The organism is Escherichia sp. B1147, assembly GCF_001660175.1.
GTDB lineage: Bacteria > Pseudomonadota > Gammaproteobacteria > Enterobacterales > Enterobacteriaceae > Escherichia > Escherichia whittamii.
Window position 1 is genome coordinate 217,912 of sequence record NZ_LFHY01000008.1, and the last position, 21,543, is coordinate 239,454.

The following is a 21,543-nucleotide window of genomic DNA, read 5'->3' on the forward strand; positions in this document are numbered from 1 at the left end:
ATTACTCCCCTACTTCTGTTGCGCAAACTCAGCCAACAATGGCCAGCGTTTTAACGCCGCTGCCAACTGCTCACGCTGAGAAATATCGGCATAATCGATATCAGGCAGTGAAAACGCCTGCTTTAACGCCAAAATATCATTCTGAAAGATATAGCCTATCGCGGGATCAGGCAGAGTATCCTGTTCGTTGTTATTCATTATGCTTAATCTCGATAAAATATACTCGCCACGCATCAGTCAATTCTAATCGACAGAATTTTGCCCGTATAATGCCAGACGGCAATACGCCATCCGTTCATTTTTTAACTTTCATGTATGCAACTAAAGAAAGTAAAAAACGAAAAGACTGATATCATAAGGCTTCCAGCCTGCTAAATTGATTCACATGCTAAATCTGATAAGTTTTAATTTCAATGGTAGGTTTATTTCTTAGCTTTCGCTAGTAAACTGATAATCAGACAAAATGGTGACTTGAGGGACATTGTGGACCCTGTATTCTCTATCGGTATCTCATCATTGTGGGATGAGTTGCGGCATATGCCAGCAGGCGGCGTCTGGTGGTTTAACGTCGATCGTCAAGAAGATGCTATCAGCCTTGTGAATCAAACGATAGCTTCTCAAGCTGAAACCGCGAAAGTCGCGGTCATTAGCATGGATGGCGATCCCGGAAAAACCTTCAAATTAGATGATTCTCACGGACCGGAAAAAATAAAATTATTTTCAATGCTAAATCATGAAAAGGGGCTATACTATTTGCCCCGTGATTTACAATGTTCTATTGATCCCGAAAATTATCTTTTTATTCTTGTTTGCACCAATAACGCATGGCAAAACATTCCAACTGAGCGGCTTCGTTCATGGCTGGATAAAATGAACAAGTGGAGTAGATTATACCATTGTTCACTGCTGGTAATTAATCCAGGAAATAATAACGATAAACAATTTTCATTGTTGCTTGAAGAGTACCGTTCTCTTTTTGGCCTCGCCAGTTTGCGTTTTCAGGGCGAGCAACATCTGCTGGATATCGCCTTCTGGTGCAACGAAAAAGGGGTTAGCGCCCGTCAGCAACTCATCGTTCAGCAGCAAGAGGGGAGCTGGACGTTAGTTCAGCGCGAAGAAGCGGAGATCCAACCACGCAGCGATGAAAAACGCATTCTTAGCAATATTGCTGTGCTGGAAGGCGCCCCCCCGCTATCAGAACACTGGCAACTGTTCGACAACAACGAAGCCCTGTTCAATGAAGCCCGTACCGCTCAGGCGGCAACGGTGGTATTTTCTTTACAGCAAAATGCGCAAATTGAGCCACTGGCCCGCAGCATTCATACCCTGCGTCGCCAGCGCGGTAGTGCGTTCAAAATCCTCGTACGGGAAAATATCGCCAGCCTGCGCGCCACGGATGAACGTTTGTTGTTGGCCTGCGGTGCGAATATGGTGATTCCGTGGAATGCTCCGCTCTCCCGTTGTCTGACGATGATTGAAAGCGTGCAAGGGCAGAAGTTCAGCCGCTATGTTCCGGAAGATATCGCGACCTTGCTGTCCATGACCCAACCACTGAAACTGCGCGGTTTTCAAAAGTGGGATGTGTTCTGTAACGCAGTAAATAATATGATGAACAACACGTTGCTGCCTGCACATGGTAAAGGGGTGCTGGTAGCACTGCGCCCGGTTCCTGGCATTCGTGTTGAGCAAGCCCTGACACTATGCCGTCCAAATCGCACTGGCGACATTATGACCGTTGGTGGCAATCGGCTGGTCCTGTTCCTCTCATTCTGCCGGATCAACGATCTGGATACTGCGTTGAATCACATTTTCCCGTTGCCTACCGGCGATATTTTCTCTAACCGTATGGTCTGGTTTGAAGATGACCAAATCAGCGCCGAGCTGGTGCAAATGCGTCTGCTGGCCCCGGAACAGTGGGGGGTACCACTGCCTTTAACTCAGGCCTCCATGCCGGTAATCAATGCCGAGCATGATGGGCGTAACTGGCGACGAATACCGGAACCGCTGCGACTGTTGAGTGATCCTGTGGAGCATTCTTCATGATGACCATCAGCGATATCATTGAAATCATTGTCGTTTGTGCGCTTGTTTTTTTCCCGCTGGGCTATCTGGCGCGCCATTCCCTACGGCGCATTCGTGACACCCTGCGTTTGTTATTTGCGAAACCTCGTTATGTAAAACCGACCGGTACGTTACGCCGTGCAGAAAAAGCCAGGGCTACCAAAAAATGACTCAATTTACCCAAAATACCACTATGCCTTCTTCCCTCTGGCAATACTGGCGCGGCCTTTCTGGCTGGAACTTTTATTTTCTGGTTAAGTTCGGCCTGTTGTGGGCGGGCTACCTTAACTTCCATCCGCTACTCAATCTGGTGTTTGCCGCATTCTTGCTAATGCCGATTCCGCGCTACAGCCTGCATCGCCTGCGCCACTGGATCGCCCTGCCGATCGGCTTTGCCCTCTTCTGGCATGATACCTGGCTACCTGGCCCGGAAAGTATTATGAGTCAGGGGTCACAGGTGGCAGGCTTTAGTACCGATTATTTAATCGACCTGGTCACGCGCTTTATTAACTGGCAGATGATTGGTGCTGTCTTTGTTTTGCTAGTGGCCTGGTTATTCCTTTCGCAATGGATTCGCATCACCGTTTTTGTGGTCGCCATTCTGGTGTGGCTGAACGTACTTACGCTGGCTGGCCCAAGTTTCTCCCTGTGGCCAGCCGGTCAACCGACTACCACGGTAACAACGACGGGCGGTAACGCAGCGGCAACTGTCGCGGCAACCGGTGGCACGCCAGTAGTTGGAGATATGCCAGCGCAAACTGCACCGCCGACAACCGCAAACCTCAATGCCTGGCTGAACAATTTCTATAACGCCGAGGCGAAACGTAAATCGGCCTTCCCATCCGCGCTGCCAGCGGATGCGCAACCATTTGAGCTTCTGGTGATTAATATCTGCTCGCTTTCATGGTCGGATATTGAAGCTGCCGGATTAATGTCACATCCGTTGTGGTCGCATTTCGATATTGAGTTCAAGAATTTTAACTCTGCAACCTCATACAGCGGTCCGGCGGCGATTCGTCTGCTGCGCGCCAGCTGCGGCCAGCCATCGCACACCAATCTGTATCAACCGGCAAATAATGACTGCTATCTGTTCGATAACTTGTCAAAACTGGGCTTTACCCAGCACCTGATGATGGGACATAACGGCCAGTTTGGCGGCTTCCTGAAAGAAGTTCGCGAAAATGGCGGTATGCAAACGGAGTTAATGGATCAAACAAATCTTCCCGTCATTTTGCTGGGCTTTGATGGCTCACCGGTTTATGACGATACCGCCGTGCTTAATCGCTGGCTGGACGTTACCGAAAAAGATAAAAACACTCGTAGCGCTACGTTCTACAACACGCTTCCACTGCATGATGGCAACCATTATCCGGGAGTCAGCAAAACAGCAGACTACAAAGCGCGGGCGCAGAAATTCTTTGATGAACTGGATGCGTTCTTTACCGAGCTGGAGAAATCTGGCCGTAAAGTGATGGTGGTCGTAGTGCCGGAACACGGTGGCGCGTTGAAAGGTGACAGAATGCAAGTGTCTGGTTTGCGTGATATTCCTAGTCCGGCAATCACTGATGTACCGGTTGGCGTGAAATTCTTCGGCATGAAAACACCACATCAGGGAGCGCCAATTGTCATCGACCAACCAAGCAGCTTCCTGGCAATCTCTGATTTGGTGGTTCGCGTTCTCGATGGCAAGATTTTCACCGAAGACAATGTTGACTGGAAAAAACTTACCAGTGGATTACCGCAGACGGCGCCTGTTTCCGAGAACTCGAATGCGGTGGTCATTCAATATCAAAATAAACCGTATGTTCGCCTGAACGGTGGCGACTGGGTGCCTTATCCGCAGTAATTACGAAAAAGGCCGCAGAGTTTCACCCCTGCGGCCTGGTCCGGGCGCAAATTGCCATTACGGCAGCCTGACGCCCGCATGGCATGTTACTTCCGCTTATTCAGCCAGCTCACGATCAGGCTGGCGAGAATGCCAGCAATGGCCGGAGCCGCTAAATCATGCCAGAAGGCCATGCTCAACTCTGCGAGCGTCATATAGCCGCCTCTGTTGTAATGACAACGTTTCGCGGCTATTCTTGAGTGGTCTAGGTTCAAGATTAGCCCCCGTGATGTTGTCAGGTGCATACCTGCAACGTGCGGGGGTTTTCTCTCTCCAGCAACCAATGCCACCAGGGATAAAGCCCCCGCAACATTGCGCCTCACCGGAACTCTTCCGGCTTGCCGCTGATTCTACGACTGTTTTTGTGCTGCGGAATCCGTCACTTCTTCACTCTGTGCTGCGCGTTCCGCAGAATATTACCGGCTTGCAACCGTTACATTTTTCTTACGAAAAAGGCCGCAGAGTTTCACCCCTGCGGCCTGGTCCGGGCGCAAATTGCCATTACGGCAGCCTGACGCCCGCATGACACGTTACTTCCGCTTATTCAGCCAGCTCACGATCAGGCTGGCAAGAATGCCAGCAATGACCGGAGCCGCTAAATCATGCCAGAAGGCCATGCTCAACTCTGCGAGCGTCATATAGCCGCCTCTGTTGTAATGACAACGTTTCGCGGCTATTCTTGAATGGTCTAGATGCAAGAACGGCCCCCGTGATGTTGTCAGGTTCATACCTGCAACGTGCGGGGGTTTTCTCTCTCCAGTAACCAATGCCACCAGGGATAAAGCCCCCGCAACATTGCGCCTCACCGGAATCCTTCCGGCTTACCGCTGATTCTACGTCTGTTTTTCTGCTTCGAAATCCATCACTTCTTCACTCTGTGCTGCGCGTTCCGCAGAAGATGACCGGCTTGCAACCGTTACATTTTTCTTACGAAAAAGGCCGCAGAGTTTTATCCCTGCGGCCTGGTCCGGGCGCAAATTGCCATTACGGCAGCCTGACGCCCGCATGGCATGTTACTTCCGCTTATTCAGCCAGCTCACGATCAGGCTGGCGAGAATGCCAGCAATGACCGGAGCCGCTAAATCATGCCAGAAGGCCATGCTCAACTCTGCGAGCGTCATATAGCCGCCTCTGTTGTAATGACAACGTTTCGCGGCTATCCTTGAGTTGTTAAGGTTCAAGATTAGCCCCCGTCATATTGTCAGGTGTATACCTGCAACGTGCGGGGGTTTTCTCTCTCCAGCAACCAATGCCACCAGGGATAAAGCCCCCGCAACATTGCGCCTCACCGGAATCCTTCCGGCTTGCCGCTGATTCTACGATTGCTTTTTACCGTCAGCACCCGGCAATCTTCCTCATTGCGTGATGCCTTCCAGCTTAATTTCTTTGTTTACAATAGTTGCAGTTAATATCCGGGCTGACTCCAGACTGGTAGTGAAATGCGCAATTTTGTAGAATTGCGCCTCCTCGCGTTCTCCCCAGTGAATCTGTTGTCTCATTCGTTACACACTGCGTATTCAACTTCTCTACCAGTTGCGCAAGAGAAGCTGGGGTTATTCATTTTTACGAGGCTGACTTCTTTCTGGACAGGACTTTATGCAGCACAACACACAACCATTACACGATCACAAATTGCCGTTTACGCGCTACGACTTCGGCTGGGTTTTATTATGCATAGGAATGGCGATTGGTGCCGGAACCGTACTGATGCCGGTACAAATTGGCCTGAAGGGAATTTGGGTATTTATTACCGCTGCAATCATTGCTTATCCAGCTACCTGGATAGTGCAGGACATTTATTTAAAGACACTTTCAGAAAGTGATTCCTGTAATGACTATACAGATATTATCAGTCATTACCTGGGCAAAAACTGGGGAATTTTCCTCGGAGTTATCTACTTTTTGATGATTATCCACGGGATTTTTATCTACTCTCTCTCCGTGGTTTTCGACAGCGCCTCATACCTGAAAACCTTCGGTTTAACCGATGCCGATCTTTCACAATCTCTACTTTATAAAGTCGCTATTTTCGCCGTACTGGTTGCGATTGCGTCTGGCGGTGAAAGGTTGCTGTTTAAGATCTCTGGGCCAATGGTGGTGGTCAAAGTAGGGATTATTGTCGTGTTCGGTTTTGCGATGATCCCACACTGGAATTTCGCCAATATAGCCGCCTTCCCACAAGCCTCCGTATTTTTTCGCGACGTCCTGCTCACCATTCCATTTTGTTTCTTTTCTGCGGTATTTATTCAGGTGCTTAACCCGATGAATATTGCCTATCGTAAACGGGAAACGGATAAAGTACTGGCAACTCGGCTCGCGCTGCGTACCCACCGGATTAGCTATATCACGCTCATCGCGGTGATCCTGTTTTTTGCCTTTTCGTTTACCTTTTCGATAAGCCATGAAGAGGCGGTTTCTGCCTTTGAGCAAAATATCTCGGCACTGGCACTGGCCGCGCAGGTGATCCCCGGACATATCATTCATATCACCTCTACGGTGTTGAATATCTTTGCCGTACTGACCGCTTTCTTTGGCATTTACCTCGGTTTCCACGAGGCCATTAAAGGCATTATTCTCAATCTGTTAAGCCGAATTATTGATATCCAGAAAATTAACTCGCGCATGCTGACTTTGGCAATTTGCGCTTTTATCGTCATTACGTTGACGATTTGGGTTTCGTTTCGTGTATCGGTGCTGGTGTTCTTTCAGTTGGGAAGCCCGTTGTATGGCATTGTGTCGTGCCTGATTCCGTTTTTCCTGATCTCTAAAGTTTCACAACTGAAAAAACTACGCGGGCTAAAAACATGGCTTATCCTGTTTTATGGCATTTTGCTGTGCTTGTCGCCACTGTTGAAGCTGATTGAGTAAACCGGAGCGCATAGCCCCGGTTTTGTAAGTTAACGCTGCGGATTTTCATCCTGATCAACAGCAAAGCAGGCCACCAGTTGCCCGCCATAGTCTTTTAGCTGCGGCTGCAACTGGGTACAGGGGCCGAAGCGTCGACGACAGCGGGCGTTGAACGCGCAGCCCGGCGGTGGATTCAGCGGGCTTGGCAGTTCGCCGGTGAGTTTGATGCGCTCGCGTCGATCGTCCGGATTCAGGCGCGGCGTCGCAGAGAGCAGTGCCTGAGTATACGGATGACGCGGGTTATTGAAGATTTGGTCCTTCGTCCCCTTCTCCACACAGCGGCCCAGATACATCACCATCACTTCATCGGCAATGTGCTCAACCACTGACAGGTCGTGCGAGATAAAGACATAAGAAAGCCCCAGTTCCTGCTGCAAATCCATCATCAGATTCAGCACCTGCGCACGCACTGAGACGTCCAGCGCGGAAACCGGTTCGTCGGCAATCACCACATCTGGGTCGAGCATCAGACCACGGGCGATGGCGATACGCTGACGCTGACCGCCGGAGAACATATGAGGATAGCGATCGTAGTGCTCGGTTTTCAGGCCGACTTTCGCCATCATCGACAGGGCTTTTTCCCGACGCTGTTCTTTATTTAGGCTGGTATTTATCAGCAACGGCTCTTCGAGAATTTGCCCAACTTTTTTACGCGGATTCAGCGAGCCATAGGAGTTCTGGAAGACGATCTGGATTTTCTGCCGACGCAGCTTCTGCGCCTGCGGGTCGTGCTTGAGCAGATCCTGTCCCTGGTAATACAGCTCACCGCCGGTCGGCGTTTCAATCATCGTCAGCAATCGACCAAGCGTCGATTTACCGCAGCCGGATTCACCTACCACCGCCAGCGTTTTGCCACGTTCAAGAGTAAACGAAACGCCATCCAGCGCTTTTACCAGACGTTCCGGCGCAAACATGCCTTTCTTCACCGGATAATGTTTTTTCAGGTCGATAGCCTGCAACAATGGTTGTTGCGAGGTGGCCTCTTGCGTACTCATAGTGTGGGCCTCCCGGCATCATCAAGTGGGTAGTGGCATTTGGACTGACGCCCGTCAGCGAGCATATTCAGCGCCGGTTCTTCAGCGCGGCATTTGTCAGTGGCGTAGGGGCAGCGCGGGTTAAGCAGACAACCGTTCGGGCGATCGTACTTGCCGGGAACGACGCCAGGCAACGATGCCAGACGTTCTTTGTCCTGGGCAAATTCCGGCAGCGCACGCAGCAATGCCTGAGTATACGGATGACGCGGCGCACGGAAGATAGCGTGAGCATCGCCCGTTTCCACCACCTGGCCTGCATACATCACGATAATTTTATGTGCCGCTTCCGCCACCAGCGCCAGGTCATGAGTGATCAACACCAGCGCCATGTTCTCTTTCTGCTGCAATTCCAGCAGCAGTTCGATGATTTGCGCCTGAATGGTCACGTCCAGCGCGGTGGTCGGTTCATCGGCAATCAGCAGTTTTGGCCGACAGGCAATCGCCATCGCGATCATCACGCGCTGGCTCATGCCGCCAGAAAGCTGATGCGGGTAAACATCCAGACGCGACGCCGGATCGGGAATGCCGACCTGATTCAGCAGGTCAATCGCCCGCTGACGGCGAGTACTTTTATTACCGCCCTGATGCACCTTAATCGCTTCCATAATCTGGAAACCAACGGTGTAGCACGGGTTAAGACTGGTCATCGGGTCCTGGAAGATCATCGCCACTTCGGCACCCACCAGATTGCGGCGCTCTTTTTCCGAGATACGCTGCAAATCCTGGCCGTTAAACTCCAGCTTTTCCGCCATTACGCGGCCCGGATAATCAATCAGCCCCATAATCGCCAGTGAACTGACCGATTTACCGGAGCCTGACTCACCCACAATCCCAACCACTTCGCCCTGTTTCACGCTGTAGCTAATGCGGTCTACGGCGCGGAATGGTGCGCTTTCGTCGCCGAAATGCACCGATAATTTATTTATATTTAATAACGCCATCTCGAACCTCTTACTGCTTCAGTTTGGGATCGAGCGCGTCACGCAGACCGTCACCCATCAGGTTAAATGCCAGCACCGTCAGCAGGATCGCCAGCCCCGGGAAGGTCACGACCCACCAGGCGCTTTGCGCGAACTGCAACACGTCGGAGAGCATGGTGCCCCACTCCGGCGTTGGCGGCTGCGCCCCCATGCCAAGGAAGCCAAGGGCGGCCATATCGAGAATGGCGTTAGAGAAACCGAGCGACGCCTGGACAATCAGCGGTGCAAGGCAGTTGGGAAGAATATTGATAAACATCTGGCGCAGCGCCCCGGCTCCTGCCACGCGAGACGCGGTGACGTAGTCGCGGTTCACTTCCACCAGCACGGCGGCGCGGGTTAAGCGCACATAGTGCGGCAGCGCAACAAAGGTCAGCGCCAGCGCGGCGTTACCAATCGACGGGCCGAAAATTGCCACCAGTACCAGTGCCAACAGCAGACTTGGCAGCGCCAGCATGATATCGACCACGCGCATGATGATGTTATCGACCAGGCCGCCAAAGTAACCAGCGATCAGGCCGAGAATGACGCCCATAATCAGCGACAACACCACCACCAGACAGCCGACCAGCAGCGACAAGCGTGCGCCGTACATCAGGCGCGACAGCACATCACGCCCTACGTCATCTGTACCCAGCAAGTGCGCCATGCTGCCGCCTTCCTGCCAGGCTGGCGGGGCGAGCAGTGCATCGCGGAACTGTTCCGCCGGGTTATACGGCGCAATCCAGTTGGCAAAAATCGCGATAAACAGCACGATGACGACATAAACCAGTCCGACGACCGCGCCTTTGTTGCGTTTAAAATAGTGCCAGAACTCCTGTAACGGGGTCATCGGCACTGGTGCGCTAATCACTTTATTTTCAGTAATCTGTGACATGATGTCCCCTTACTTCTTATGACGAATACGCGGGTTCACCACGCCGTACAGCAGATCGACCAGCAGGTTGACGAGGATAATCATCGTCGCCACCAGCAATACGCCGCCCTGCACCACCGGATAATCGCGGCGTTGCAGCGCGTCAATCAACCAGCGCCCCAGACCGGGCCACGAGAAGATGGTTTCGGTCAGGATCGCCCCCGCCAGCAGCGTCCCTACCTGCAGGCCAATAACGGTCACCACCGGCAGCATCGCGTTACGCAGCGCATGGACGATAATCACCCTAAGGCGGGTCAGACCTTTGGCGCGCGCAGTGCGAATGTAGTCTTCACCCAGCACTTCCAGCATCGAGGAGCGCGTCATACGAACGATAACCGCCAGCGGAATTGTGCCCAGCACCATCGCTGGTAAGATCATATGCGCGACGGCGTCGATAAAGTTGCCGTCTTCACCCCAGATGGCAGTGTCGATCAGCATAAAACCGGTTAACGGATTGGAATCATCGAGGAACACCATGTCGCTCACACGACCGGAGACGGGCGTCAGGTTCCAGTACACCGAAACCAGCATGATCAGCATCATGCCCCACCAGAAGATAGGCATTGAGTAGCCGGTCAACGCCAGGCCAACTGCCGTGTGATCGAAAATAGAACCACGTTTAACCGCCGCCAGCACACCAACCGGAATGCCAACCGCGGTCGCAAAAATCATCGCGCAGATGCCAAGTTCCAGCGTAGCCTGGAAGCGCGGCACGAACTCTTCCCATACCGGGATGCGGCTTTTCATCGAAATGCCTAAATCGCCGTGCATAACGCCCCAAATATAGTGGAGGTACTGCTGCCACATCGGTTTATCTAAGCCGAGTTCAGCCAGCAGCTGTGCGTGACGCTCTGGGGAGATCCCACGTTCGCCCGCCATGATCATCACCGGATCGCCCGGGATCATTTGGACAAAGGCAAATGTGAGAAGGGTAATACCGATAAACGTGGGGATGACGAGTCCCAAACGTCGGAGAATAAACTGCAACATAACCCGGATTCTCTATAGTGACCCGCAGCCTGGAACTGCGTGTCTGTATTGCTCACAAATCAATTCCCGTCCAGCCCGGACAGGGAATGAAGTATTGCTGCCGGATGGCGCTGCGCGCAGAGGCACAGCGCCACCGGGTATGCAGATTGTTGACAAAGTGCGCTTTGTTCATGCCGGATGCGGCGTGAATGCCTTATCCGGCCTACAAAATCTTGCAAACTCAATACATTGCAGAATTTTCGTAGGCCTGATAAGCGGAGCGCATCAGGCAGTATTGCGTTTGTCATTAATCTCGTATGGCTTTTAATTATTCGATAGAGACGTTTTCGAAGTGATGTTTGCCTAATGGATCAACCACATAGCCTTTGACTTCTTTGCGTACCGGTTCAAATACAGTGGAGTGCGCAATGATCAGTGCCGGAGCCTGATCGTGCATCACGACCTGTGCTTGTTTGTACAATTCAACACGCTTGTTGTGGTCGTCGGTGGCACGTGCCGGTTGAATCAGATCTTCAAACGGCTTGTAGCACCATTTTGAGTAGTTAGAGCCTTGCTCAGAGGCGGCGCAGCTGAACAGGGTGGCGAAGAAGTTATCCGGGTCCCCGTTGTCGCCAGTCCAGCCCATCATCACCGTCTGGTGCTCGCCATCTTTCGCACGCTTGAGGTACTCACCCCATTCGTAGGTGACGATTTTGGCCTGTACTCCCACTTTCGCCCAGTCAGCCTGAATCATTTCTGCCATGCGACGAGCATTCGGGTTATACGGACGTTGTACTGGCATTGCCCACAGGTCGATAGAGAAGCCTTTTTCCAGACCCGCTTCTTTCAGCAAGGCTTTCGCTTTTTCTGGATCGTAGGTGTAGTCCTGAACGTCGTCGTTATAGCCCCACATGGTTGGCGGGATCAGGTTTTTCGCGGCCACACCCGCGCCCTGATAAACCGCTTTGATGATGGCGTCTTTGTTCACCGCGTAGGTCAGTGCCTGACGAACTTTCACGTCATCCAGCGGTTTTTTCTGCACGTTATACGAGAGATAGCCGACGTTCAGCCCCGGCATTTCCATCAGGTTGATGGATTTATCCTGCTTCATACGGGCGATATCTGCCGGGTTCGGGTACGGCATCACCTGGCATTCATTTTTCTGCAGTTTAGCGTAACGCACGGAAGCGTCAGGGGTAATAGAGAAGACCAGCGTATCGATCTGCGGTTTAGTACCCCAGTAGCCATCAAACGCTTTGTAGCGAATACGGGAATCTTTCTGGTACTGCTGCAACTGGAACGGACCAGTGCCGATTGGGTTGAGATCCAGTTTTTCCGGCGTACCGGCTTTCATCATCGCGTCGGCATATTCTTTTGACAGAATAGAAGCGAAGTCCATTGCCAGGTCAGCGAGGAATGGCGCTTCCGGGCGAGTCAGCACGAACTGAACGGTGTTGTCATCCACCTTTTTCACTTCGCTGATCAGCTCCGGCAAGCCCATGCCTTCGAAGTATTCGTAGCTGCCGCCAGAAACTTTATGGTACGGGTTCTGGGCGTTTTTCTGACGATCAAACGAGAACACCACGTCATCGGCGTTCAGTTCGCGCGTCGGTTTGAATTCTTTGTTGTCGTGCCACTTCACACCTTTACGCAGGTGGAAGGTATAGGTTTTACCGTCTTCGCTGACTTCCCACTTTTCAGCGAGCCCCGGAATCACTTCAGTGGTGCCGATTTTAAATTCAACCAGACGGTTATAAAGCGGCACGGAAGAGGCGTCATAGGTGGTGCCAGAGGTAAACAACTGCGGGTTAAACCCTTCCGGTGATCCTTCTGAACAATAAACCAGAGTTTTAGCCTGAACACTTGCTGCGACGGTCATAGCCACCAGGCTCAGACCAAGCTTCAGCATCCCTGACTTTTTCAAGGAAATACGCATTATTCTGCTCCAATTGTGATGTTTGTTGTTTTAACCCTTTGCAGTGGGTTGTCGCTGCCTGACCTTTTTTGTTTTTTGCCCGGTCGGGTCAACGTTATGAGGTGGGGATGCCGTACTAATTAACATCAGTGTTACAGTGCGGATCCTCCATAAAATGCCCCTCGTGACCTACAATCTGTCAACAGAATGTGAAAACGTCAATACAGCCAACCGGGATTTACACCAACGGTGAGAATCCACAAACAAAGATTAAAAAAACTTCAAACAACTATTTGCAGCAGAGAAATTTGTGCTACTCCAACATAACCAGAACAATCAGCTTAATATTTATCAACAATTGGTGATTAAATTTTATGCTTTTCGTGAAAAAAATCTGATGAAAAGGTGGATATCTGAGCGATTAATACCATGAACGCTAAACCGCACAGCGGAAAATGCCAGCGCCAGCCATAAGTAACGCAAAAAAAGATTTAAGCAAATATAAAAAAAGACAATGGATTCTGTCACAAATCCGTTAATGGATAGTGAGATGTGGGGCGCAATTTTGGCGGGGAAATGTGTGGAGTGTAGGTTGGATAAGGCGTTCGTTCACGCCGCATCCGACAATAGGCTGGCACATTTGCCTGATGCAACACTGACGCGTCTTATCAGGCCTGCCGGGAGAGATGCAATTTATTGAATTAGCACAATCCTGTAGGTCGGATAAGGTGTTTACGCCGCATCCGACAACAGGTTGGCACATTTGCCTGATGCGACGCTGGCGCGTCTTATCAGGCCTACCGGGAGAGATGCAATTTATTGAATTAGCACACTCATGTAGGTCGGATAAGGTGTTTACGCCGCATCCGACAACAGGCTGGCACATTTGCCTGATGCGACACTGACGCGTCTTATCAGGCCTGGGTTCGAGCAGGCACAGATGCAAAAAAGCCTGCTCGTTGAGCAGGCTTTTTGAATTTGGTCGGTGATAGAGGATTACTCGCCACTTCGTGGCTCGCCCTGCGGGCCGTTGCTGGCGCAACGTTCTCTCGCTTCGCTCGAGTCGAACCTCCCTGCCCCCGGAGGTTCTCATCCTCTTTAGGCTACAGATGCAAAAAAGCCTGCTCGTTGAGCAGGCTTTTCGAATTTGGTCGGTGATAGAGGATTCGAACCTCCGACCCCTTCGTCCCGAACGAAGTGCGCTACCAGGCTGCGCCAATCACCGAATGCGGGGCGCATCTTACTGCTCAGATACGCCTTCGTCAATCCCTTAATGATAAAATGCCAGTTGATCGGCTAGAAACTCAGCAGTGCATTTAGTTAGCTTCTGCCTTCTTCGTCTCAGGGATTCGACACCAGTTGTTGTTTTCGTTGATACCACCATCCGGTGAAGTATAACCAAGGCAACCTAAAATGGTGTCGTACAGTTCCACATGACGGCGTGGCACTTTGATATCCGCTTCTTTCTTCAATTGCGCGAACGCCTGCGCGTTGGCCGGATTCTCCAGATATTTATCCGACATCCAGACCATCATCGGTACGCGGAACTGCTCCGGCGGCGCATATTCACGGGGTGTGCCATGCAAATGCTCACGCTCGTTAATTGATTCACCATGGTCCGCTGCATAGAAAATAATGGCCTTCTTATCGCGGAATTTGTCGATCACGGTGTCGATAAAATGATCAACGTAGGTGATGGAGTTATCGTATGAGTTAATCATCGGCGCGCGTGGGCATTTGCGGTCAATTGCATAGCACTCTGGCTTCCACTGGGCAAACTCACGGGGATAACGTTGAGTATAATTATAGTGCGACCCTTTAGTATGCAGCACAATCAGATGCTTACCTTCTGGTTTTTTCTCCAGAGAACGCTCGATTTCATTGACCAGCAACATATCGTCCACCGCTTTCCCACGGTTACGCGGCTCTGCTGCAATTTGCTCGCGATAGGCAATGTTGTCAGCCATGGTGTTGCTATAGAACCACATCTCACTCTGCATAGCGTACAAATCAGAGCTAAAGCCCAACTGTTTGAGAACCGCAAATACGTTCTGCTCTTTGAGCGTACGTTGAGGGTTATCTTCCGTTCCACCTTCACGCACAAACATACAGCGTAGTGATAATTTAGTGGCGGTATCACAAGAATAACCACGGTACATCACCAGGTTTTTCTCTTTGGCCAGCTTCGGCGTGGTATCGCGCTCGTAGCCCAGCATCCCCATATGATCCCAACGCGTAGTTTCGCCAATAATGAAAACCACATAGGTATCGTCGAGATTTTGCGTCGGGGTATAGGTGAATTTTTTTGCCGGATTCATCAGCGACCGATTGTCTGACGATTCATCCACTTGCGCCCAGGCATACAGCCCCAAAGCAGAAAGCCAGTTAGAAGGCAAATAAGAGTTCGCCAGTACGCCGCCGTAGCTCGGCATATCCACTCCGGCCATACGGTCTGCACGCTTTTGCACTACATCCATCAGACGGATTGGTCCCCATACCAATAAGCCCGCCAACAGCACGGTAAGCGCACTACGCCAGCGAGTTTTCGGGGTACGAAGCTGACGCCAGAAAGTATCTTGTGAGCGGTTCATCCAGATAAATAGCAACGGGATAATACTTACCAGTACAACCCATGCGATAAGCGTCCAGCCAACCACTTCTTTCGACAGGTCAATGTCGGTGGTCATCACCGAAGCGACAATTCCGTAGCCAATCATGACATTCATAAATGTCATGTAGTAGCTGGCTCCGGCAGAAATCAGCACCAGCAACGAGGCCAGCACTTTCCAGACTGTTCTGCCGAAAAGTGAAATTAAGCGTAAAAAGAAGAAGGTAGCCAGAACCGTCCCTGCCAGTTCGATAACCGCCGAGACACCATTAAGAAAAGTGAAGTTATGCGCGTAACCGTCAAACCGACGGAAATAGACTGCGCAATTCATAAACAGGCCGATATAGACAGCGAGCAAAAAACTTAGCTGTTGCTGTGTTATCGTTTTGATATATCTCATGCAAACAAACCCTGGAAAAAACAGGTGATAACACCCTGCATAATGGCCTTTCAAGCCAGGCAAGGGAAAAGTGCGAAGGTCGTCAGATAAGGAAAATCTGCACACACAGATAAGTAGACCACAGCAAAGGGAAAAAGTGTGGGGAAAGAGTGCACTTGAAGCACAAATTTACAAAAATACAAGTATGAAAGGAGACTTTAACGTTAGGTGTTGTCCTTAAATGACTCAGTAATCTGGAGTTTTAAAGCACAGGAAAAGACTCAATGTTTCTTGCCGGGTGCGGCGTGAACACCTTACTCAGCTTATAAATTTTATATTAAATAGATTGCGATTTACCTGTAATCCAATCGCCTTGCACATTGAGTAACCTTTATTTGTCATCAGCTCAAGAGCCAGCAGCCCGGCTCCTGCTTTTTTAATTATTCGTACTGGACGGTAAAATCGACAGTGGCATCAGCCCGCCCGATGGTGGCATCTGCACGCAACGGTACATAACTGGCAATATAGTTCAGTTGATGAGAACCATTGCTGGCAATCGCAAACTCCAGTGGAGTCAGGTGCGTACTTTTGGGGTACTGCTGCACGCCATCCGCCGTTTTGATTTTTAACCCAACGCCCGTAGCCCCTCCAGCATCCAAAGCAAAAAGATTTGGATCGTCTGTATCAGGCTGGCCGTCCATGGTGACGTAAACTCTGATGACCTCACTGCAATTCTTCAGACCAATCGAAAAGGGCGTTGGATTCAAATCGCTGCCAATTCTTACCGGGCGTTTAAGAACAGCTTTTCCCATATCGACATCAATATTTTCTTTTACCAGTTCACAGGCGCCCTGGCGGATCTGCAAAGTGAATTTTAAATCACCCTTAGCTCCCAGATCCGTAAGCGCCATTGTCGATAAGGAAACAGGCAGCAGCAATAAAGCAAATAATCTCCGTTTCATAAATGCTACTCCAGCTCAACATGTATCGTCGCAACACCGTCATAATCTCCGGCTGCGGGTAATTTCCCGGTAGTGCTGACCGGATAAGCGGTTATGATTGTTTTCGCTGTACGCTTAGTCTCGTCATATAATGTACCGGAGTCCATTTCCAATAGACTGCTATTATCGTTGGGTTTCAGAATATTGCCGTTTCCATCTTCGATAACCGCGCCGACATCTGGATTCCCTAAATCGACAGCACTCGGATAGTCATTATTAGGCGTACCATCAATACTCAGGTAAATTTTGACGCCATCGGAAATATTGGTGCAGTCAAAACTTAACTCTTTTTGGATCTTACGCACCCCTTGCGGAGGTTGTCCCGCACGGCCTTTGAAATCGTGTGCCTGATATTCACCAAAAGGAATATCCAGCACAGTTCCCGCAGCAAGTTCGCAACCTTGCGTTACGGTTATATCAGCGGAGACATTCAGAATAACCAAGGGTGAATTATTGTACACAGATTTTTTCTTTGTAGCATAAAGAGCAGCAACTGGCGTTCTGGGTATAGTCAACTGCCCGACAAAAGGATGAGCGATAATCAGTTTGATATTACCTCTACTTCCTGTAGTCCAGGTTGTGGTCGAGGCAATAGCATTACACTCATCTCCAGGTGAGCTATTACTCTTGTCTGTAAAAGGAACAGGAATTGTACCCTGGCTATACACGTAAATTGCCGGGAGAACGTCAATATTATAATTAAATTTAAAGTATCCCGCATTAACACCCGGTTCAGGTAGCAGTGACTCTCCTTTAAAATACGTCACCACTTTATTGGTTACGGGGTCAGGACAATCGCACCCAGCCTGATAAGATCCCCCCAGACTAAAATTCTGTTGTATTAATTTTCCAACTCTATTTTCTGAAGGTTCTTGTATTGTTTGTACCAGGTCAAAAGAATATTCATAAGGTTGACCGTTTGCTGTTTGACATGCGCCCCAATCCGCCGACCATACATTTCCTGCAAAGGTGCTGGTTCCCAAAAGCACGACGCAAGCCATCATATTTTTTATTTTCATCTTCATATCCCTATTTCTGGCATGTCGCATTAACTATCACGATACCCGAATTGTCCTTTTTCTCCGGTAACTGGAACGGCACCAGGCATTGCTGTGCCTGATCTTTGCCCCAACTCACCTGCAATTCGCCCTCTTCCGGCATTCCGCTAATATAAAGTTGCCCTTCTTCTCCAACAATACTGCTGGTAGGTTTGCTCTCATCCTTTAACACTGCAGTCGCACCAAACGGAACGGCATTACCATTAGCTTGTTTTAAGGTTATGAGTACGCGGTAACCAACACGTGTATCAAAGCGAGAACGCACTATTGCACCGCGCGTTGGAACTACTTTCTGAAAAGCTTCCTGCAACTCAACGTTTTCACCCAATGTATCACTGCGAATCTCAACAGTAGTTTCACGATATGGCGTCAAATATGGCACGACGGCATTACCCATCCAGTCAACTTCAACGCCACTGCTGTTAATTACATGTGCACCACGAGCGCCAGGGGCTGAAACAATCGCCAGGCTTTCACCTAACGGTTGTGATAACGTAATCCCTTCACTATGAACAATGACACCGCCACGCACACCATAGTTAACCTGTTGATTATCTTTTGAGTAGTTATAGCCAGCATCTATGTTGCCGGACCCCCCCATATAGCTAAGGCTGGCGCTGCCACTGTTGCCAACGCCATTACTGGTGTAACCTTCCTGAATGTTATAGCTTAGATTACGATCTTCCAGCAATGTGCCGCTGACTGAAGCCTGTTGTGACGTTTTGCCATTCTGGTCGGTGGTCATGCGATAACTGCTCCACGCGCCCCCCAGAGGGATCGAAACACTGAATGACCACAGACGATCGTCTTCATCCCATTCCGGGCTTCGGGTCCAGGTGTAGGCGATGCTGTAATTCACTCGACCAATATGACCGTGATAACCTGCACTTAAGGAGTTTTCCTTACCGTCAACATTCCAGTAGTCCTGCTGCGTCATATTGAAGTAAACAGAGCCATAATCTCCCAATTGCTGAGTAATATTGCCCTGAATTTGACTGCGCTTATGATAACGGCGGTAGTCACTGTCGGCATCACTGCGAACGTCAGTAGCTTCCTGGAAAGTGTAAAAGCCACTGGTTGAGTACTTGTAACCCAGCAGACGCAAGTCAGTACCGCCGTCAAAACTTTTCGAATACAGGAACCGATAAGACTGGCCTTCATCTTTTTCATTGTTACGCAACTGGCTTTTCGCCTGGGTGACATCCACCGATACCGCACCAATCGTGCCGAAGTTTTTCCCCAGCCCCAGTGCTAAGGCGTTGTAGTCTGCCGACAGCAACGCACCACCGTAAGCGGTCATCCCCCATGGCAAGCCGTACATGGCGGTAAACTGTCCAAATCGAGGTTTGCCACTGTCATAGTTACCGGCACGATACTCACCAGCAGCAAGACTGTATTTCAGATATCCTTCACGCTGGAAAATCGCTACCGCCGAGAATGGCTGGATAAAACGTTGTTCACTTCCGTCGGCTTCTTTAATAATCACCGTCAGGTCACCACTACCAGAGGTTGCGTAGAGGTCATTAATCTCAAATGCGCCCGGCTGTACAAAGGTGCGATAAATAACATAGCCGTTCTGCTCGATGCTGACTTCAGCGTTGCTTTTGGCGATACCGCGCACTACTGGAGCAAAGCCACGTTGGCTGTCCGGCAACATTTCATCGTCGGATGCCAGTAACGCCCCGCGCATTTGTACGCTATCAAAAATCTCGCCAGGCGTTGCGGTATCACCCAGCGTTATCTGCGATTTGAGTGGAATAATGGCACGGTTTAGTGATGTTCCAACGTTATCCCACTGGTTTTTGCCATCGGTACGGTTCCAGATACTGTTATTACGCAAACGCCACGGACCAATATTCAAACCACTGCGTAAGTTCAGGTAATAACTGTCACTGGTCGAGTCTGAAGATGAACCTGTACCTTCGCTGCGCCCATTGCTGCCGCTAAAGCTGTAGTCCAGCAGCAGAGCAGGAATCCCTTCGTCCCAGCGAGAGGGGTCAACCGTGCCACGAGCAGTCATCATCATTGCTGCTTGTGGGAAGGAGAGATTCAGCGTCTGATTATTAAAATCAAAGTGACTGGTGGCCCGGGGAATGATTTCATCAAACGCTACACAGGCTTCAGGTGGCGACATCTTTAGCGCCGGAAAGCTGTCAACGCGCACCCCCATTTCTTCCAGTTGTACCCGGCTAAGGCAAGGCATAAGCGATTCGCCGCTGGCTTTGCGTTGTGCTTCGCTGGCGGTACTAAAATCCAGCGTCCGGGAAGCCATTTTTTCTTCGTTAACAAACACCGAAACCCGGTATTTACCGGGTATTTGCTGGGCGACAGGTGAGTCGTATACCGACAAGTCGACGTGTTGATCGACACCTTGTACGTTTTCGAGAAATTTTGGGTTAAATTTTCCTCCATACACAGGCAACGAGCTGGCAATAGTTAATGCCAGCAGAGAGAAGGAAAAATGCGCTCTGTAGTGATAGAGAGGTAAATGCATCCAATGCATAGTAAAAGCGCCTTGTAAAAGAATCAGTTAATCGGCTTCGTCAGCATTTCGCCGGAAACACCGAAATCATTAATAATGCTGTATTTCACTTCGTTCGCGTTGCCTGTACCGGCAGGAAGGTTAATATTTAACGTTCCTTTCGCGAGAACCATTCCCGCCCGTTCAATCTTCTGTCCATTAACTGAAAATTGATTGAAAGTCAGGTTATAAGATGAATTGTTATTAACCACAATTTGGTTATTTTGACGTTGGAAACGTAACTGTTTCATCGCCTCAAGGTTACTTCCAGGCAAACCTTTCGGGCGATAGAACAACTTCAGACGAGTACGAACAGCTATCTGTAATACGTTTTTATTTTCATTCTCGGCACTTTTCGCAGGAATCGCTTTTACATTGATCCAGTAAACAGATTCACGATCCTTAGGTAAGGTATCTTCAATATTGACAATACGTAAGACGTTATTCTTTTCAGGATCGAGCTTGAATAATGGAGGTGTAATAATAAACGGTGTTTTTTTATTGCCATTCACATCATCAATCCATGACTGTATCAAAAACTCTTCATTTTTATTATGGTTTTCAACGGTCAGCGACGCTTCTTTCTTACCGCCATCATAAATAACACGCGTTGTACTTAGGGCTACGCCACCAGCAAAACAATGTTGTGCGGTCATTAAAAGTGCCAGAACGGCAAGGCTAATACGTTTCATGATTCGGTCCCTGAGTCATTGGTGTAAATAATGGCAACAGATAATCTGTTGCCATTGAGAAATAATCGTTCCGTCAGGATCGATTAGTTGTAAGTCAGGTTAAAGTCGACTTCTGCGTTACCGTAACCGATGGTTACTGCATCTTTGGTGGAGACATAGTTAGCGGTGAAATACAGGACAGTCTGGCCTGCTTTCAGGACGGTAGCAGATTTACCAGTATTCAGGTCAACCAGTGTATTGGTGTTATCATAAATACCGATACCCACGCCAGTTGCCGCGCCTGGTTCAGTGCTTACAGAAATCAGTTTATTGTTGTCCGCATCACCTACACCGTTAAAGCTGATCTCAACATTTTTAAAAGTGGAGATATCACAGTTTTCCAGTTTGATTTTGAACGGAGTTGCTGTGGATTTATCACCAGTAGCGGTAAACACCGACTTATTTACTTGGCCCAGAACGACTTCTTGTTTTTGAGTGTCTGGAGAAACAACACATGCCGCGTCAACAATCTCACCGGTGAATTTAACAGTACCGTCGCCCGCATCAGCTGCGAATACGGAAGTAGAGGTCAGCGCAAGCGCAGATAAGGCAAACAGAACCTTTTTCATTTATAACTCCAT

At 49.8% G+C, this 21,543-nt stretch carries 19 protein-coding genes, 1 tRNA gene and 1 other RNA gene; 4 read left to right on the top strand and 17 right to left on the bottom strand.

Annotation, left to right across the window (positions count from 1 at the left end; translation table 11 throughout):
• Nucleotides 1-9 precede the first annotated feature (9 nt).
• On the bottom strand, nucleotides 10-198 hold the full coding sequence (gene bcsR, locus A9180_RS08325; RefSeq protein WP_064527810.1) for a cellulose biosynthesis protein BcsR: 189 nt from the start codon (nucleotides 196-198) through the stop codon (nucleotides 10-12).
• 273 nt (nucleotides 199-471) lie between these two features.
• On the opposite strand from bcsR, the gene bcsE reads away from it, so the two are divergent.
• The 3 genes from bcsE to bcsG are packed head-to-tail and all read left to right on the top strand — an operon-like array spanning nucleotide 472 to nucleotide 3,907.
• Entirely contained in the window at nucleotides 472-2,043 is a 1,572-nt protein-coding gene (gene bcsE / locus A9180_RS08330; protein WP_074399494.1) for a cellulose biosynthesis c-di-GMP-binding protein BcsE, read from the top strand.
• On the top strand, nucleotides 2,040-2,231 hold the full coding sequence (bcsF, locus tag A9180_RS08335) for a cellulose biosynthesis protein BcsF (RefSeq protein WP_064527814.1): 192 nt from the start codon (nucleotides 2,040-2,042) through the stop codon (nucleotides 2,229-2,231). The genes bcsE and bcsF overlap by 4 nt, the downstream gene beginning before the upstream one ends.
• Nucleotides 2,228-3,907: a cellulose biosynthesis protein BcsG gene (gene bcsG, locus A9180_RS08340; protein ID WP_064527816.1), complete on the top strand. Its 1,680-nt coding sequence runs from the start codon at nucleotides 2,228-2,230 to the stop codon at nucleotides 3,905-3,907. The genes bcsF and bcsG overlap by 4 nt, the downstream gene beginning before the upstream one ends.
• An 86-nt stretch (nucleotides 3,908-3,993) precedes the next feature.
• Here the strand turns inward: bcsG and A9180_RS24190 are convergent, their stop codons facing one another.
• The 3 genes from A9180_RS24190 to A9180_RS24200 form a co-directional block, all read right to left on the bottom strand.
• Nucleotides 3,994-4,101, bottom strand: a complete 108-nt coding sequence (locus A9180_RS24190; protein ID WP_074399495.1) for a type I toxin-antitoxin system toxin Ldr family protein — start codon at nucleotides 4,099-4,101, stop codon at nucleotides 3,994-3,996.
• A 375-nt stretch (nucleotides 4,102-4,476) separates the two neighbouring features.
• Nucleotides 4,477-4,584 carry a type I toxin-antitoxin system toxin Ldr family protein gene (locus A9180_RS22805; protein ID WP_074399497.1) on the bottom strand — a complete coding sequence of 36 codons (108 nt, stop codon included), beginning with the start codon at nucleotides 4,582-4,584 and terminating at the stop codon, nucleotides 4,477-4,479.
• Between the two features lie 375 nt (nucleotides 4,585-4,959).
• Complete coding sequence (locus A9180_RS24200; RefSeq protein ID WP_074399497.1) at nucleotides 4,960-5,067, bottom strand: type I toxin-antitoxin system toxin Ldr family protein; 108 nt, start codon at nucleotides 5,065-5,067, stop codon at nucleotides 4,960-4,962.
• Between the two features lie 475 nt (nucleotides 5,068-5,542).
• Here A9180_RS24200 and A9180_RS08365 point away from each other — a divergent pair, with 475 nt between their 5' ends.
• Nucleotides 5,543-6,814, top strand: a complete 1,272-nt coding sequence (locus tag A9180_RS08365) for an aromatic amino acid transport family protein (protein ID WP_064527820.1) — start codon at nucleotides 5,543-5,545, stop codon at nucleotides 6,812-6,814.
• 29 nt (nucleotides 6,815-6,843) lie between these two features.
• Here A9180_RS08365 and dppF read toward each other — a convergent pair whose 3' ends face one another.
• The 13 genes from dppF to lpfA all read right to left on the bottom strand — a co-directional run bounded on the left by dppF (nucleotide 6,844) and on the right by lpfA (nucleotide 21,531).
• Nucleotides 6,844-7,848, bottom strand: coding sequence for a dipeptide ABC transporter ATP-binding subunit DppF (dppF, locus tag A9180_RS08370; RefSeq protein WP_064527822.1), 1,005 nt, complete (start codon nucleotides 7,846-7,848; stop codon nucleotides 6,844-6,846).
• On the bottom strand, nucleotides 7,845-8,828 hold the full coding sequence (dppD, locus tag A9180_RS08375; protein WP_064527824.1) for a dipeptide ABC transporter ATP-binding protein: 984 nt from the start codon (nucleotides 8,826-8,828) through the stop codon (nucleotides 7,845-7,847). The genes dppF and dppD overlap by 4 nt, the downstream gene beginning before the upstream one ends.
• A gap of 10 nt (nucleotides 8,829-8,838) precedes the next feature.
• On the bottom strand, nucleotides 8,839-9,741 hold the full coding sequence (gene dppC, locus A9180_RS08380) for a dipeptide ABC transporter permease DppC (RefSeq protein ID WP_064527826.1): 903 nt from the start codon (nucleotides 9,739-9,741) through the stop codon (nucleotides 8,839-8,841).
• Between the two features lie 9 nt (nucleotides 9,742-9,750).
• Nucleotides 9,751-10,770: a dipeptide ABC transporter permease DppB gene (gene dppB / locus A9180_RS08385; protein ID WP_064527829.1), complete on the bottom strand. Its 1,020-nt coding sequence runs from the start codon at nucleotides 10,768-10,770 to the stop codon at nucleotides 9,751-9,753.
• A 307-nt stretch (nucleotides 10,771-11,077) separates the two neighbouring features.
• Nucleotides 11,078-12,685, bottom strand: a complete 1,608-nt coding sequence (gene dppA, locus A9180_RS08390) for a dipeptide ABC transporter substrate-binding protein DppA (protein ID WP_001222876.1) — start codon at nucleotides 12,683-12,685, stop codon at nucleotides 11,078-11,080.
• Nucleotides 12,686-13,643: 958 nt separating this feature from the next.
• Nucleotides 13,644-13,778: non-coding RNA, RtT sRNA (locus tag A9180_RS08395), on the bottom strand.
• A 34-nt stretch (nucleotides 13,779-13,812) separates the two neighbouring features.
• Nucleotides 13,813-13,889 (bottom strand) — tRNA-Pro (locus tag A9180_RS08400).
• Nucleotides 13,890-13,980: 91 nt separating this feature from the next.
• Nucleotides 13,981-15,672 carry a kdo(2)-lipid A phosphoethanolamine 7''-transferase gene (eptB, locus tag A9180_RS08405; protein ID WP_064527831.1) on the bottom strand — a complete coding sequence of 564 codons (1,692 nt, stop codon included), beginning with the start codon at nucleotides 15,670-15,672 and terminating at the stop codon, nucleotides 13,981-13,983.
• A gap of 419 nt (nucleotides 15,673-16,091) precedes the next feature.
• The gene (lpfE, locus tag A9180_RS08410; RefSeq protein WP_064527833.1) at nucleotides 16,092-16,613 is read right to left on the bottom strand and encodes a long polar fimbrial protein LpfE; all 522 of its coding nucleotides are present in this window, start codon (nucleotides 16,611-16,613) and stop codon (nucleotides 16,092-16,094) included.
• A 5-nt stretch (nucleotides 16,614-16,618) separates the two neighbouring features.
• Complete coding sequence (gene lpfD / locus A9180_RS08415) at nucleotides 16,619-17,671, bottom strand: long polar fimbrial protein LpfD (RefSeq protein ID WP_064528029.1); 1,053 nt, start codon at nucleotides 17,669-17,671, stop codon at nucleotides 16,619-16,621.
• 10 nt (nucleotides 17,672-17,681) lie between these two features.
• The gene (lpfC, locus tag A9180_RS08420; protein WP_064527835.1) at nucleotides 17,682-20,213 is read right to left on the bottom strand and encodes an outer membrane usher protein LpfC; all 2,532 of its coding nucleotides are present in this window, start codon (nucleotides 20,211-20,213) and stop codon (nucleotides 17,682-17,684) included.
• Nucleotides 20,214-20,236: 23 nt separating this feature from the next.
• Nucleotides 20,237-20,923: a long polar fimbrial biogenesis chaperone LpfB gene (gene lpfB, locus A9180_RS08425; protein WP_064527837.1), complete on the bottom strand. Its 687-nt coding sequence runs from the start codon at nucleotides 20,921-20,923 to the stop codon at nucleotides 20,237-20,239.
• Between the two features lie 83 nt (nucleotides 20,924-21,006).
• Nucleotides 21,007-21,531: a long polar fimbrial major subunit LpfA gene (gene lpfA / locus A9180_RS08430; protein ID WP_064527839.1), complete on the bottom strand. Its 525-nt coding sequence runs from the start codon at nucleotides 21,529-21,531 to the stop codon at nucleotides 21,007-21,009.
• Nucleotides 21,532-21,543: the final 12 nt, after the last annotated feature.